This window comes from Streptomyces sp. NPDC101490, from assembly GCF_044767145.1.
Classification (GTDB): domain Bacteria; phylum Actinomycetota; class Actinomycetes; order Streptomycetales; family Streptomycetaceae; genus Streptomyces.
The window spans coordinates 128,988-142,662 of sequence record NZ_JBIWNI010000019.1 but is presented as its reverse complement, the minus strand read 5'-3'; the positions used below and the strand labels follow the sequence as shown (position 1 = coordinate 142,662).

The 13,675-nt window shown below is 73.6% G+C and carries 11 protein-coding genes; 7 read left to right on the top strand and 4 right to left on the bottom strand.

Going from position 1 to position 13,675, the window contains the following annotated elements; genetic code table 11:
• Positions 1–138: 138 nt before the first annotated feature.
• Positions 139–402, bottom strand: a complete 264-nt coding sequence (locus tag ACIRQY_RS27670) for a WhiB family transcriptional regulator (protein WP_015033978.1) — start codon at positions 400–402, stop codon at positions 139–141.
• A 646-nt stretch (positions 403–1,048) separates the two neighbouring features.
• Here ACIRQY_RS27670 and ACIRQY_RS27665 point away from each other — a divergent pair.
• The 4 genes from ACIRQY_RS27665 to ACIRQY_RS27650 all read left to right on the top strand — a co-directional run bounded on the left by ACIRQY_RS27665 (position 1,049) and on the right by ACIRQY_RS27650 (position 4,466).
• Positions 1,049–1,558: a cysteine dioxygenase family protein gene (locus ACIRQY_RS27665; protein WP_351791632.1), complete on the top strand. Its 510-nt coding sequence runs from the start codon at positions 1,049–1,051 to the stop codon at positions 1,556–1,558.
• A 21-nt stretch (positions 1,559–1,579) separates the two neighbouring features.
• On the top strand, positions 1,580–2,536 hold the full coding sequence (gene cofD, locus ACIRQY_RS27660; RefSeq protein WP_403930362.1) for a 2-phospho-L-lactate transferase: 957 nt from the start codon (positions 1,580–1,582) through the stop codon (positions 2,534–2,536).
• The gene (locus ACIRQY_RS27655; protein ID WP_403930361.1) at positions 2,533–3,840 is read left to right on the top strand and encodes a coenzyme F420-0:L-glutamate ligase; all 1,308 of its coding nucleotides are present in this window, start codon (positions 2,533–2,535) and stop codon (positions 3,838–3,840) included. Before cofD ends, ACIRQY_RS27655 begins: the two co-directional genes overlap by 4 nt.
• Before the next feature lie 110 nt (positions 3,841–3,950).
• A complete protein-coding gene (locus ACIRQY_RS27650) occupies positions 3,951–4,466 on the top strand; it encodes a hypothetical protein (RefSeq protein ID WP_403930359.1) in 516 nt (171 codons plus the stop codon).
• A gap of 115 nt (positions 4,467–4,581) precedes the next feature.
• Here the strand turns inward: ACIRQY_RS27650 and ACIRQY_RS27645 are convergent, their stop codons facing one another.
• From ACIRQY_RS27645 to ACIRQY_RS27635, 3 genes are all read right to left on the bottom strand, one after another.
• Positions 4,582–5,544 carry a DNA-3-methyladenine glycosylase family protein gene (locus ACIRQY_RS27645; protein WP_403930357.1) on the bottom strand — a complete coding sequence of 321 codons (963 nt, stop codon included), beginning with the start codon at positions 5,542–5,544 and terminating at the stop codon, positions 4,582–4,584.
• Positions 5,545–5,810: 266 nt separating this feature from the next.
• Positions 5,811–6,893, bottom strand: a complete 1,083-nt coding sequence (locus ACIRQY_RS27640; RefSeq protein ID WP_351791618.1) for an NDP-sugar synthase — start codon at positions 6,891–6,893, stop codon at positions 5,811–5,813.
• Between the two features lie 105 nt (positions 6,894–6,998).
• Positions 6,999–8,774, bottom strand: coding sequence for a peptidoglycan recognition protein (locus ACIRQY_RS27635; protein ID WP_403930355.1), 1,776 nt, complete (start codon positions 8,772–8,774; stop codon positions 6,999–7,001).
• Between the two features lie 137 nt (positions 8,775–8,911).
• Here ACIRQY_RS27635 and ACIRQY_RS27630 point away from each other — a divergent pair, with 137 nt between their 5' ends.
• The 3 genes from ACIRQY_RS27630 (at position 8,912) to ACIRQY_RS27620 (ending at position 13,390) form a co-directional block, all read left to right on the top strand.
• Complete coding sequence (locus ACIRQY_RS27630; protein WP_403930353.1) at positions 8,912–9,664, top strand: TIGR03089 family protein; 753 nt, start codon at positions 8,912–8,914, stop codon at positions 9,662–9,664.
• 550 nt (positions 9,665–10,214) lie between these two features.
• Positions 10,215–11,405, top strand: coding sequence for an LCP family protein (locus tag ACIRQY_RS27625; protein WP_351791609.1), 1,191 nt, complete (start codon positions 10,215–10,217; stop codon positions 11,403–11,405).
• Between the two features lie 257 nt (positions 11,406–11,662).
• Positions 11,663–13,390 carry an LCP family protein gene (locus ACIRQY_RS27620; RefSeq protein WP_403930351.1) on the top strand — a complete coding sequence of 576 codons (1,728 nt, stop codon included), beginning with the start codon at positions 11,663–11,665 and terminating at the stop codon, positions 13,388–13,390.
• Positions 13,391–13,675 lie beyond the last annotated feature (285 nt).

Below are 13,675 nucleotides of genomic sequence, written 5' to 3'. Positions count from 1 at the left end.
TGGAGGTCCGGCTTCCCCGGGGAAACGCGGAACGGTCCGCCGCCTGTGGATGGTGCACAGGGGCGGACCGTTCCGTGGTGGTCTGCGTGGCGCGGTGTGCGCGTCGGGGCGCGGGGCGCCCGGCGGGCGGTGTGCCGTTCAGACGGCGGCCTTCTTCAGCCGACGTCGCTCGCGCTCGGAGAGACCGCCCCAGATGCCGAACCGTTCGTCGTTCTGGAGGGCGTATTCAAGACACTCCGAGCGGACCTCGCAGGCGAGGCAGACCTTCTTGGCTTCGCGGGTCGAGCCGCCCTTCTCGGGGAAGAAGGACTCGGGATCGGTCTGGGCGCACAGTGCGCGCTCCTGCCAGCCGAGTTCTTCGTCCGCGTCCTCGACCAGCAGTTCCTGGAACAACTCGGTCATGTGCGCCCCTCGTCTGTTCTGTGCGTCCCCGTGGTGTTGCCGTTGCGTACCCGGCCGAACGACACGAGTGAAATTACAAGTTTGTGCTCTGCGTGAGTCAAGCCGAGATCTGCTATTGGGTCCGGTATTCACTCTGCGGAACCAAGCGTATGCGGAAAGTGTTCAAATCACCAAAAACATGACACAAGGCGCCGACCAGGCGATGCCGGGCACCTTCACCAGGAAGGACGTTCGGGGCGCGGATCCTGTTGCGATCCGGCCGGGGAAGCGAGCCGAATCACATTCCGGTCACGCCCGCCCGCCCGACAGGCCCGCCGAAGCGGCGCCTGTCCTGGTCGACGCATGACCAAACCTTCTCCACGCACAGTAACCGGATGAGTGAAACATTACCCACAAATCGGGCATTGGGTTGACAGTCGGGTGCGCCTCCGGCCACCTTTGGTGGCATGCCAGCGACCGCAGCGCTCTCCGCGACCCACCGCCGTGGGTTCCGCAGCGCTGTCCAGGCGCGCTGTTGCTGTTGCTGTCCCAGCTGTTGATGCCGTAGAGCTCCAGCTTTTCCTTTCAGCGTCACCCGCGTCACTCGCGTCACCACTTCTCCGTGACCCCCCACCGCTTCTGTTTCTGCTGAGGAACCTCCCCACCCATGAACATGGACAGCGACCTTCAGATCGCCGGCGACATCCTCGAGGTCCCGCACCTCCTCCAGCCCGAGCGCGCCCACCCCGTCACCGTGGCCGAGTTCGCCGGGCTCGCGCGTTCCATCGCCGCCGACCGCTCCCAGTGGGCCCCGTACGTCGAGTACGACACCACCACCCGCTGGTACCACCGGCTGCGCACCGGCCCCGGCTACGAGGTGTGGCTGCTCTCCTGGGTGCCCGGCCAGGGCAGCGGGAGCCACGACCACGGCCCCTCCTCCGGTGTGCTGACCGTCCTGGAGGGCGAGCTGACCGAACGCACGGACAGGGGCGCGCGGACGCTCACGCCCGGCGGGGAACGCGTCTTCGCGCCGGGGTACGTCCACGAGGTCGTCAACGACTCCCTCGAACCCGCCGTCAGCCTGCACGTCTACTTCCCCGGCCTCACCGAGATGCCCATGCACGAGTCGCCGCTCGCCCAGTGCGCCCCGGCCGCCCCTGAGGCCGTCGTCGCCTGACGGCCTGACAGACTGCTCCCCATGCGCATCGTGGTTCTGGCAGGCGGCATCGGTGGTGCCCGTTTCCTTCGCGGCCTCAAGCAGGCCGTGCCGGACGCGGAGATCACGGTCATCGGCAACACCGGTGACGACATCCATCTCTTCGGGCTGAAGGTCTGCCCCGACCTGGACACGGTGATGTACACCCTCGGCGGTGGCATCGACGAGGAACAGGGCTGGGGCCGCCGCGACGAGTCCTTCACCGTCAAGGGGGAACTCGCGGCCTACGGGGTCGGGCCCGAGTGGTTCGGGCTCGGCGACCGGGACTTCGCCACCCACATCGTCCGTACGCAGATGCTCGGCGCGGGCTATCCGCTGAGCGCCGTCACCGAGGCGCTGTGCGCCCGCTGGCAGCCCGGGGTGCGCCTGCTTCCCATGTCCGACGACCGCGTCGAGACGCATGTGGCGATCGAGGTGGACGGGGAGCGGCGCGCGGTGCACTTCCAGGAGTACTGGGTGAAGCTGCGCGCCTCCGTGGACGCCGAGGCGATCGTGCCGGTCGGCGCCGAGACCGCGAAGCCCGCACCCGGCGTCCTGGAGGCCCTCGCCTCGGCGGACGTCATCCTCTTCCCGCCGTCCAACCCCGTCGTCAGCGTCGGGACGATCCTCGCCGTGCCCGGCATCCGCGAGGCGGTCGTCGCCTCGCCCGCGCCGGTCGTGGGCCTCTCCCCCATCGTCGGTGACGCGCCCGTGCGGGGCATGGCCGACAAGGTGCTCGCGGCGGTCGGCGTGGAGTCCACGGCGGCGGCCGTCGCCCGGAACTACGGCGCCGAGCTCATCGGCGGCTGGCTCGTCGACACCGTCGACGCGGACGCGGTCGCGGACGTCGAGGCGGCGGGCATCCGCTGCCGGGCGGTCCCGCTGATGATGACCGACACCGACGCGACGGCCGCGATGGCACGGGAGGCGCTGGCGCTCGCCGAGGAGGTGCGCGGATGACCGGCGCGCCCCCCTCCTACCGGGTCTGGGCACCGGCCGGGCTGCCCGAGGTGGCGCCCGGCGACGACCTCGCGAAGCTGATCGCCGGGGCCGTGCCGGAGCTCGCCGACGGGGACGTCCTCCTCGTCACCTCCAAGATCGTGAGCAAGGCCGAGGGCCGGGTGGTCGCCGCCGCCGACCGCGAGGAGGCCATCGACGCCGAGACCGTGCGGGTGGTGGCGCGGCGCGGCACCCTGCGGATCGTCGAGAACCGGCAGGGGCTCGTCATGGCCGCCGCCGGGGTCGACGCCTCCAACACCCCCGCCGGGACGGTCCTGCTGCTGCCCGAGGACTCCGACGCCTCGGCCCGACGCATCCGGGCCGGGCTGCGCGAGGCGCTCGGCGTGGACGTGGGCGTCGTCGTCACCGACACCTTCGGGCGCCCCTGGCGCGCCGGGCTGACCGACGTGGCGATCGGGGCGGCCGGGGTGCGGGTCCTCGACGACCTGCGGGGCGGGACGGACGCGCACGGCAATCCGCTGAGCGCGACCGTGGTCGCCACCGCCGACGAACTCGCCGCCGCCGGGGACCTGGTGAAGGGCAAGGCGGCCGGGCTGCCGGTCGCCGTCGTCCGGGGACTGCCGCACGTGGTCGCGGGGGACGACGAGCCGGGCGCGCGGAGGCTGGTGCGCGGGGCCGCCGACGACATGTTCCGGCTGGGCACCTCGGAGGCCGTACGGGAGGCGGTGACGCTGCGGCGGACCGTACGGGAGTTCACCGGCGAGCCGGTCGATCCCGGGGCGGTACGGCGGGCGGTCGCCGCCGCCGTGACGGCGCCCGCACCGCACCACACCACGCCCTGGCGGTTCGTGCTCCTGGAGTCCGAGCGGTCGCGGACCCGGCTGCTGGACGCGATGCGGGACGCGTGGATCGCGGACCTGCGGCGGGACGGGAAGTCCGAGGAGTCCGTGGCCAAGCGGGTGCGGCGCGGGGACGTCCTGCGCTCCGCGCCCTATCTGGCCGTGCCCTGCCTCGTGATGGACGGCGCCCACCACTACGGCGACGCGCGCCGGGACACCGCCGAGCGCGAGATGTTCGTGGTCGCGGCGGGCGCGGGCGTGCAGAACTTCCTGGTGGCCCTCGCGGGTGAGCGGCTGGGCTCGGCGTGGGTGTCCTCGACGATGTTCTGCCGGGACGTCGTACGGGAGGTCCTCGGCCTGCCCGCAGACTGGGACCCGCTGGGCGCGGTGGCGATCGGCCACCCCGCGACGGCCCCGAGGGAACGGGCGGCCCGGACGGCGGCGGAGTTCATCGAGGTGCGGTAGCCCACGGGGGCAGCCAGGGGGCTACCGGGAAGCCCGCGCGGAAGGCGTGCCGCCGTCCGACGGACCGGGGCACCGGCCTTCGTACCGGCCGAGTGCGATCAGGGGGGGGCATGTCCACGTCCAGCGGTCCGGGGCTCAGACACTGCGTCGTCTGCGCGCAGCCCGTCAGCGCGAAGAAGCTCGTCCTCGTCGGTGACCGGCGGCCCGCACACCGCGCGTGCCGCCCGGTGACGGGCGTGCCCGTCCGGGCGGCGGCCGCCGCGGCCGCCAGGACCGCCGCCAGGACCGCCGCCACGAAACCGAAGCCCCCGAAGCCGATGAGCCGGGCCGAGATGCTGCGCCGGATCGACGAGCTGCGCGGGCGGGACGCGCGGAAGGCACGGGACGCGGAGAAGGCAGCCACGTCCGCCGGGAAGACCGCCTCGTCCGTCAGGAAGGCGGCGCCCGCGAAGAAGACGGCCTCCCCGAAGAGGAGCTCCGGGGGAAAGGCGGCTTCCGGACGGGGCCGGAAGCCGTCCGGCCCCGGGGTGCGGGGACCGGCTCCCGCCGTGCCCCCGCCGTACTACGGCGTGGAGATGAAGTGGGTCGGCGGGCGATGGGTGCAGCTGCATCCGGACTCGGAGTAGGCGGCGGAAGGCCCGGGGGGCCGTGCTCGCCAGGAGGCCCGGGGAGCCGTGCGGGGGACCGCTTTCCCCAGCCGCTTTCCCCAGCCGCTTTCCCCGGCCGGGCTCAGAGCCGGACTCAGATGCGGGTGATGTCGCCCGGGGTCATCCTCGGTGCCCTGCGGGGCGGGACGCGGCCGCTGAGGAGGATCAGGCGGGCGGCGCGGTGGCGCTGGCCCGCGTAGGGGGCCAGGAGCTCCAGCATGGTGGCGTCGTCGGCCGTGCGGTCGCCCGCGAGGGCCCAGCCGACGATGCCCGGCAGGTGCAGGTCCCCCGTGGTGATCTCGTCCGGGGCGCCGTTGCTGCGCTGGACCGTCTCGGCGCTCGTCCAGGGGCCGATGCCCGGGACCAGCTCCAGGCGCTCGCGGGCCGCCACCGGGTCCATCCCGGCGGCCTCCTCCAGGCGGGCGGCCACCCGTGCCGCGCGGACGATCGTCGCCGAGCGGCTGCCGTCCACGTTCGCGCGGTGCCACTCCCAGGAGGGGATCGCCGCCCACCCGCGCGCGTCGGGCATCACGTACATGCCGTCGGGGGCCGGGCCCGGCGCGGGCTCGCCGTACTTCCGCACGAGCAGCCGCCAGGACCGGTAGGCCTCGTCCGCCGTCACCTTCTGTTCGAGGACCGTGGGGACCAGCGTCTCCAGGACCAGCCCGGTCCGGGTGAGGCGGAGGCCGGGACGGCGCCGGTGCGCCGCCAGGAGCAGCTTGTGCCGGGGGACGAAGGCCCCGGGGTCGTCCTCGGCTCCGAGGAGCGCCGGGAGCCGCTCCAGGAGCCAGGGGCCGCCCGCGCCCCACGCCTCGGCGACGGCGCGCCCCTCGCGGACCGCGACCCGGAGGGTGCCGGGCCCCTCGGGGGTCCGGCTGGCCCGCCAGACGGACCCGTCCGGGGTGACCCGGAAGGCGGGGTCGGCGGGACCGCGCCGGAGCGGTCCGAGCGTGAGCCCCAGATCGAGCGGGGCGCCCCCGGCGAGCGGCACGACCACATGCCCACCGCGCGCACTGGCGCGCGTGGGGTGAGCGGGGGGCGTGAAACGGCCTGCCATGTAGGCGAGGGTAGTCGGACCGGGGAGAGGACCGGGCGGCCCGGCGGGCCCGGGGGCCGCCGGGCGGCTCGCCGCAAGAGCGGGGGCGTACGCCGGAGGCCGGGTGGCCTGGGGCGTACGCCGGAGGCCGGGCGGCCCACCGGGAGGGCGGGCCGGAGACCCACCCGGTGGCCGCGCGCTCGTCGGGGCCGTGTCCCCGGTGCCCCCGGCGCATCACTCACCGGCTGCCCGGCGGGCCGCGCCGGGCGGCCTTCCGGGGCCGGTTCCTACTGGTCCGAGGAGAAGCGGACCGCGCCCGGGGGAAGGGTGGCGTCGCACCAGATCCTGATGCCGTCGCGGAGTTCGTTGTCCGCGCCCACCTGGGCGCCGTCGCCTATCACCGCGCCGGTGAGGACCGTACGGGCGCCGATGCGGGCGCCCGCGCCGATCAGGGAGTCGGTGATCACCGCGCCGGGTTCGACCACCGCGCCCGCGAGGAGCGTCGAGCCGCTGATCCTGGCGCCCTCGCCGACGACGGCGTCGGCGCCGACGACCGTACCGTCGGTCAGCTTGGCGTCCGGGGCGACCCGGGCCGTCGGCAGGACCAGCCGGTCGCCGCAGCGGCCCGGCACGGCGGGGGACGGGGCGCGGCCGAGGACCAGGTCGGCGGAGCCGCGTACGAACGCCTGGGGGGTGCCGAGGTCCAGCCAGTACGTGGAGTCGACCATGCCCTGGAGGTGGGCGCCCCCGGCGAGCAGCTGCGGGAAGGTCTCCCGCTCGACGGAGACGGGCCGGCCGGTGGGGATCGTGTCGATGACCGAGCGCCGGAAGACGTACGCGCCCGCGTTGATCTGGTCGGTGACGATCTCCTCCGGTGTCTGCGGCTTCTCCAGGAAGGCCGTGACGCGCCCGGTGGCGTCCGTGGGGACGAGACCGAAGGCGCGCGGGTCGTCGACCCGGGTGAGGTGGAGCGAGACGTCCGCGCCGGAGTCGGCGTGGGTGGCGACCAGCGCCCGGATGTCGAGACCCGTGAGGATGTCCCCGTTGAAGATGAGGACCGGCTCGTCGGGTCCGGACCTGAGCCGGGACGCCACGTTGCGTATCGCGCCGCCGGTGCCCAGCGGCTCCTCCTCGGTCACGTACTCCAGGCTCAGCCCGAGCGAGGAGCCGTCGCCGAAGTGCGGCTCGAAGACCTCGGCCAGATAGGAGGTGGCGAGCACGATGTGCTCGACTCCGGCGGCGCGGGCGCGGGCCAGCTGGTGCGTCAGGAAGGGGACGCCCGCCGCCGGAACCATGGGCTTGGGCGTGTTGACCGTGAGCGGTCGCAGCCTCGTTCCCTTGCCACCGACCAGGAGGATCGCTTCAGTCACCTTGTCGTCTCTGCTTCCTGTTTCGGGGCCGGTCGGCTCGCCCGTCTCGGTCGTCCGTGCGATATGACCGGTCAGTTTATGCGGATGGTTGCCCCGATGACCCCATCAGCGCCTTCCCTGGTACTTCGCGGAGCTGGTGCGGGCGGTGCCGAGCTTGCCGTACAGGCGGGCGCCGGGGCACTCGGTGGCGAATCCGTCGCGGTGTCCGGCGATGGTGTTGAACCGCACGCGCGTGCCCTTCTTGTACCGGTTTCCACCGCCTGAGACGAGGTACGTCGTGCCCTTGGGGTTCACTCCGTGGAGCCCCAGTTTCCAGGCCGTCAGCCGGGCGACGGCGGTCACGGCGGCGGCGGGCGGGGTGGTCCTGCCGAAGGTGCCGAGGACGACGATGCCCATGCTGTTGGTGTTGAAGCCGAGGGTGTGCGCGCCGAGGACCGGCTTGGTCACGCCACCGGCCCGGCCCTCGTAGATGTTCCCGCACTTGTCGACGGCGAAGTTGTAGCCGAAGTCCCGCCAGCCGCTGCTCTTCACGTGGTAGCGGTAGATGCTCCGCAGCACGGAGGGGGCCTGACGGCAGGTGTAGTTGTTGCCGGTCGCGCTGTGGTGCACGAAGGCCGCCTTGACGGTCTTCGTGTAGACGAAGCCCTTCTCGCGGAGACGTTCGTCCGCGCCCCAGCCCTTACGGGTGATGATCTTCGGGCGGGGGCCGATGTACGGCTGGGCGGCGGCCGCGGCGGGCCGCGCGGCGGGAGCCTGCGCCGTCTGGGCCGCCCCCGCGATCCCCGCCGCCTCTGCCGCCCCCGCACCCGTCTCCGGCAGGAACGGGGCGGCGACCTGGGCGGCCTCCTTCGACACGGCCGGGATCCAGGCCGAGCCGTACGGGGCGAGGTGGGCGTCGACCTCGCTCGCCACGGCGGCGACGCCCTCGCCGAGCCGGCCGGGGGAACCGGGAGGGCCGAGGGGCTCCGGCGAGAGGAGCGGCCCCGCCACCGCGCGGGTCCGGGGCGCACCGGCCCCGCCGTCCGCCCCGGCGCGCACCTCCGTGGCGGTCCGTGCGTCGGTACGGGTCTCCGCCTCCGTGCCGGTCTCCGCCTCCGCCGTCGCGGCCGGACCGATCCCCGAGTCGGGACCGAAGGAATCGGGACCGGTCCAGGAGTCGGGACCGAAGGAATCGGCACCGGCCCCGGCCTCCGCCGTCACGCCCGCCTCCGTCCCGGCTCCCGTCTCCGTGCCGGTTCCGGTTCCGGCCTCCGCGTCCGGCGCGTCCGCCGCACCCGTCTCCGCGTCCGTCTCCCCGTCCGGCGCGGGCCGCCCCTCCGGCGCCGGGGACTCTCCGGGGTCCACCAGTTCCAGGCGCAGGCCCTCGGGGAGCGGTTCCTCGCCCCGTACGCGGATCTCCACGCCGTCCGAGTCGCCCACCCACAGCGGGGCGGTGGCGCCCTTGAGCCTCCGGTCCGTGCCCTCGGCGGTGTCGGGGTCGGCGCCGTGCTCCTCGTTGTGGGTCTCGACGTCCTGCCACTCCGACCAGGTGCCGGTTCCGGTGGCCCGGGTGCGGACCTGCACGGTGCCGTGCAGGACGGCCTTCGGGTCGTCCCACACGACGCCGACGAGCGAGAAGGGCCTGACGTCACGTCGGGTGAGGCCCTGCTCGGCCGTGGCGTCGGGCCCGCCGCCCAGCGCGCGGGAGGCGGGCCCGAGCGGGGCCAGCGGCAGCGACTGGGTGGAGCCGGGGAGTTCGGGTGCGGGGGGCAGCGCCGAGACCGCCGGTGGCCGTCCGGCCGCCGGGGGCGCCACGGCCGTCGCGGGCGCGGTGAAGGAGACCGGCAGGGCGAGGACCGCCGCGCAGGCGACTGCGATCGAGGAGGCGAGTGAGGCACGCATGGGCCGATCCTGCGGACCTCCGGGGCGTTCCGCGCGCCGGGAGCGGGCCGGGAGGCTGACGGGCCGTCGGGCCGACCGGTGGACGGCGTCACCGGTACGGCGGACCCGGCCGGGCCCGCCCGCGTACGCTGTCCGGCGTGAACGCCAGCGACCGCACCCCCGCCGACCTGCTGCGATCCGCGCTCGCCGCGGACGCCGCCCGCCCCTTGGTCACCTTCTACGACGACGCCACCGGTGAACGGGTGGAATTGTCCGTCGCCACCTTCGCCAATTGGGTGGCGAAGACGGCGAACCTGCTCCAGGGCGAGTTGTCCGCCGCGCCGGGCGACCGGCTGGCGCTGCTGCTGCCCGCCCACTGGCAGACCGCCGTCTGGCTGCTGGCCTGCTCCTCCGTCGGGGTGACCGCGGAGATCGGCGGCGACCCGGCGGACGCGGACGTCGTGGTCGCGGGGCCGGACTCGCTGGAGGCGGGGCTCGCCTGCTCCGGGGAGCGGATCGCGCTGTCCCTGGCCCCCCTGGGCCGCCGGTTCCCCGCGGTGCCCGCCGGGTACGCGGACTACGCGGTCGAAGTCCCCAGCCAGGGAGACCGTTTCGCCCCGTTCGTCCCGGTCGACCCGGGCGCTCCGGCCCTTGTCGTCGACGGTACGGAGCTCAGCGGCGCTCAGCTCGTCGAGCGGGCCCGCGCGGACGCGGCGGAGCGCGATCTGACCGCCGGTTCGCGGCTGCTGTCGGGGCTGGGGTACGGGGACTGGGAGGGGCTGTCGGCCGGTCTGTACGCGCCCCTCGCGGCGGGCGGCTCCGTGGTCCTCTGCCGGAACCTGGACCGGTCGGCGGCCGACGCCCTGGCCAAGCGGGTGGAGAGCGAACGGGTGACGGTCACGGCGGTCTGACCCGCCCGGCACCCGTGCCCCGCCCGCTCCGTGGCGGACGGGGCATCACCCGGACCCTCGGCGCCGTGAGCGGCTCCGCCCGCCCCGGCCACGCCGAACGCCTCCGGCCACCCCGGGCGGCCGGAGGCCGTACCGGCCCCGCACGCGCGCCCCTCGCGCCCACGCCACCGCCGACGCCCAACACTCCCGCCGACGCCGACGAGGACGCCGACGAGGAACACCCGCACGCCCCTCCCCGACGAAGACGCCCCGGCCGTGCCCCGGACGCCCGCGCGCCCCCACCGGCGCCCGCCCGTCACTCGCCCCGGCGCGCCCCTGGCCCGGCGAGACCCCGCCCGCCACTCACCCGAGCGCACCCCGGCCCCGCCGAAACCCCACTCGTTCGGCCCATCGACGCGCCGAGTCCCCCGGTCCGCGCGCCCCCGCCGGTACATGATCGGCCGGGGGGAGTCGACTCCTTCCGCACAACCACGCCCCGGGTTCCGCCGTCTCCCTCTACGGCCGGCGGTCGCCCGGCGCGCCGCCGATGCGACGAAGGACGGACTCAGACGTGACGGACCGCGCGGGCTCGCCCGCCGAACCGGATCCCCCGGAGGCACAGGACACGGCGTCCGACGCCCCTCCGGCACCGCGCCGACGCCACTGGCTGCGGTGGACCGCGCTCGGCGTCTCGGTCGTCGTGCTGGGCGCCGCCGGGGTCGGATGGTGGTTCTACCGGAAGCTCGACGGCAACATCACCACGGACACCACCGCCGAGGCGGAACTGCGGAAGTACGAGAAGGAGCGCCCGCCCGCGGGCACCTCCGCCGCCCGGAACATCCTGCTGATCGGTTCGGACACCCGGGCGGGCGCCGGGAACAGCCCGTACGGCAGGGACGAGGGCACCCAGCGGTCCGACACCACGATCCTGCTGCACCTGGCGGCGGGGAAGACGAGCGCGACCGCCGTCTCCCTGCCCCGCGATCTGATGGTGACGATCCCGGGCTGTCTGAAGCCGGACGGGAGCCGGACCCGGGAGCAGTTCGCGCAGTTCAACTGGGCCTTCGAGTTCGGCGGGGCGGCGTGCACGATCCGTACGGTCGAGAAGCTGACCGGCGTCCGGGTGGACCACCACATGGTCATCGACTTCCGGGGCTTCAAGAAGATGGTGGACGCGGTCGACGGGGTGGAGGTCTGCCTCAAGGAACCGGTGGACGATCCGGACGCGAAGCTGAAGCTGCCCGCGGGCCGTCAGACGCTCCACGGCGAGCAGGCGCTGGGGTTCGTCCGGGCGCGGAAGTCCATCGGCGACGGCAGCGACACGGAACGCATGGACCGGCAGCAGCAGTTCCTCGGCGCGCTCGTCAACAAGGTGCAGAGCGACGGGGTGCTGCTGAACCCGGCGAAGCTGTATCCGGTTCTTGACGCGGCCACCCGGTCTATCACGACCGACCCCGGCCTCGACTCGCTGCGGGACCTCTACGACCTGGCGCGTTCGATGCGGGCGATCCCGACGGAGAAGGTGCAGTTCCTCACGGTTCCCCGACGCCCCTACTCCTCCGACGCGAACCGGGACGAACTGGTACAGCCCGCGGCGAGCCAGCTCTTCGGGGAACTCCGTGAGGACAGGCCGGTGATGGTGACCCCGAGCACCGGAAAGACGCCGGGGGCCGACGGGAAGCCCGACGGCGCGGACGCTCCCGCACCCTCCGCGACCCCCACGTTCACGGGGCGGAACGCGGCGGAAGGAGTGTGCTCCTAGCAGGGACGGAAGGGGGGCGCGAGTAAAGGACGGGCCAAAGGGAGGGCGGGGAGGGATGAGTTTTGAGCAAATTGACCGGTTGTAAGGGGCGTGGAATTTGTCACGCTCGTCGCCTCACGCTGAACTGGGCGGATAGTGTGACGCGATCCGGTGCACCCGTACCGCGTGGTCGCACTCGCCGAGGATCGACCGATCAGGAGAGCGGCGCCCTGCGGGGGAGGCGCCTCGCGTGGCACCGACGGAGGACTCGAGGAACCGTGGACGCGCACAGCCGTGGACGGGCGGACGACATCGATCCCGCCGACCAGTGGGTCCTCAACCCGCGAACGGGCAACTACGAACTGCGACTGGACCACTCCGCTGGGCAGTCCCAGGCGCCCGCCACGACGCACAGATCCACCGGATCCGTGCCCGCCGGGCCACCCGTCGAAACCCCGGCCGCCGCACCCGTGCCCGGACAGCGCCGCCGCCGGGTGGGCGAGCAGGGCGGGGGCGGCCAGCAGCCGCCCGCGAGCCGCCGCAGACCCAAGGGGGGCGGGGCCCGCAAGAAGAAGGTGCTGCTGTGGACCGGCGGCGCGATGGCCTTCGTCCTGGTGGGCGGGGGCACCGGCGCGTATCTGATCTACCAGAAGCTCGACGGCAACATCTCCGTCATCGACCCCGTCGGCGCCGAGAGCAAGGGCTTTCGCAAGGGCGAGGCCTTCAACGTCCTGGTCATCGGCACGGACAAGCGGACCGGCGAGGGCAACGCGGGCTACGGCGACAACGACAGCCCCGGCCACGCGGACACCACGATCCTCTTCCATGTCTCCAAGGACCGGACGAACGCCACGGCGCTGTCCATCCCGCGCGACCTGATGACGACGATCCCCGAGTGCGAGAGCCGGCAGCCCGACGGGAAGATCCTGACGATCCCCGGCCAGGAGAAGGCCCGCTTCAACGTGAGCCTCGGCCAGGACGGCCGCGACCCGGGCTGCACCATGCGCACGGTCAAGGAGCTGACCGGGCTGACCGTCGACCACTTCATGATGGTCGACTTCAACGCCGTCAAGGAACTGACCACGGCCGTCGGCGGTGTGAAGGTCTGCGTCGAGAAGCCGGTCGACGACCCGAAGTCGCATCTGAAGCTGCCCGCCGGGGAGTCGGTCGTCCAGGGCGAGCAGGCCCTCGCCTTCGTCCGCACCCGCTCCAGCTTCGGCAACAAGAGCGACCTGGACCGGATCAAGATCCAGCAGCAGTTCCTCAGCTCCATGATCCGGCAGCTGAAGTCGAGCGAGACGCTCACCAGCCCGACGAAGCTGTACGGCCTCGCCCAGGCGGCGACCAACGCGCTCACCGTCGACAAGGGCATAGGTTCCCTCTCCAAGCTCCAGGACATGGCCGGGGAACTCTCCGGGATCGACACCAAGAACATCTCGTTCGCGACGCTCCCGGTGATCGACAACCCGGACGAGCCCAAGCCCATCACCGTGGTGCCGCACCCGACGCAGGCACCGGAACTCTTCGCCGCGCTCCAGAACGACGTCTCGCTGACCGAGGTGAAGAAGAAGGCCCAGGACACCAAGAACGCCCAGGCGCAGGCCCAGGCGAAACTCCTCCAGGGCACCCGCGCCGAGGCCGTCGACGTACGGGTCGACGTCTACAACGGCAGCGGGGTGCGGGGCGCGGCCCAGTCGACCATCAACTGGCTGCAGAACGAGCAGGGCGTGAACCGCTCCACGAACCGGAGCAACGCTCCGGAGAAGGCCGCGCGGACCACGCTCGCCTACGCACCGAACCAGGCCGATCAGGCCCGCAAGCTCGCGGACATGATGGGTCTACCGGCCACGGCACTCAAGCCTGGCCCGCAGGACGCCGCGCCGCGCGAGCCCATGACGCTCGTCCTCGGCGCCGACTTCAAGGGCGCGGGGGTGCCCGTCAACGGCCCGGTGAAGGCACCGGACGTCGTGAAGGTAGAAGCTGACAAGCAGGTGTGCGCCAAGTGACCCGGAAACACCGGGGCTCGGCGCGCGCCTGACTGACGAGGGGACCTGGGGTGGGACAGAACAGCGTGCGCGGGGAGGGAACGCGGGACAGCGTTCCGCGCGCTCGTGAACAGGGCTGGGACGACGAACCGCACGACGCCGGTGGAGCCACCGGCGCGGGCGACGTGTCCGAGGAGGCGGGTGCCTCCGGCCCGACGCGTGCCGAGCGCCGACGCGGCGCGGCGGGCGGCGGCACGGGCGGCGGCGCGAGCGGCGGCCGGTCCGGCCATCGGCGCGGCGGCTCCC

Bases quoted from the DNA above. Each gene is read 5' to 3' on its own strand.
- ACIRQY_RS27670 (WP_015033978.1), bottom strand. From the start codon at position 402: ATGACCGAGTTGTTCCAGGAACTGCTGGTCGAGGACGCGGACGAAGAA.
- ACIRQY_RS27665 (WP_351791632.1), top strand. From the start codon at position 1,049: ATGAACATGGACAGCGACCTTCAGATCGCCGGCGACATCCTCGAGGTC.
- cofD (WP_403930362.1), top strand. From the start codon at position 1,580: ATGCGCATCGTGGTTCTGGCAGGCGGCATCGGTGGTGCCCGTTTCCTT.
- ACIRQY_RS27655 (WP_403930361.1), top strand. From the start codon at position 2,533: ATGACCGGCGCGCCCCCCTCCTACCGGGTCTGGGCACCGGCCGGGCTG.
- ACIRQY_RS27650 (WP_403930359.1), top strand. From the start codon at position 3,951: ATGTCCACGTCCAGCGGTCCGGGGCTCAGACACTGCGTCGTCTGCGCG.
- ACIRQY_RS27645 (WP_403930357.1), bottom strand. From the start codon at position 5,544: ATGGCAGGCCGTTTCACGCCCCCCGCTCACCCCACGCGCGCCAGTGCG.
- ACIRQY_RS27635 (WP_403930355.1), bottom strand. From the start codon at position 8,774: ATGCGTGCCTCACTCGCCTCCTCGATCGCAGTCGCCTGCGCGGCGGTC.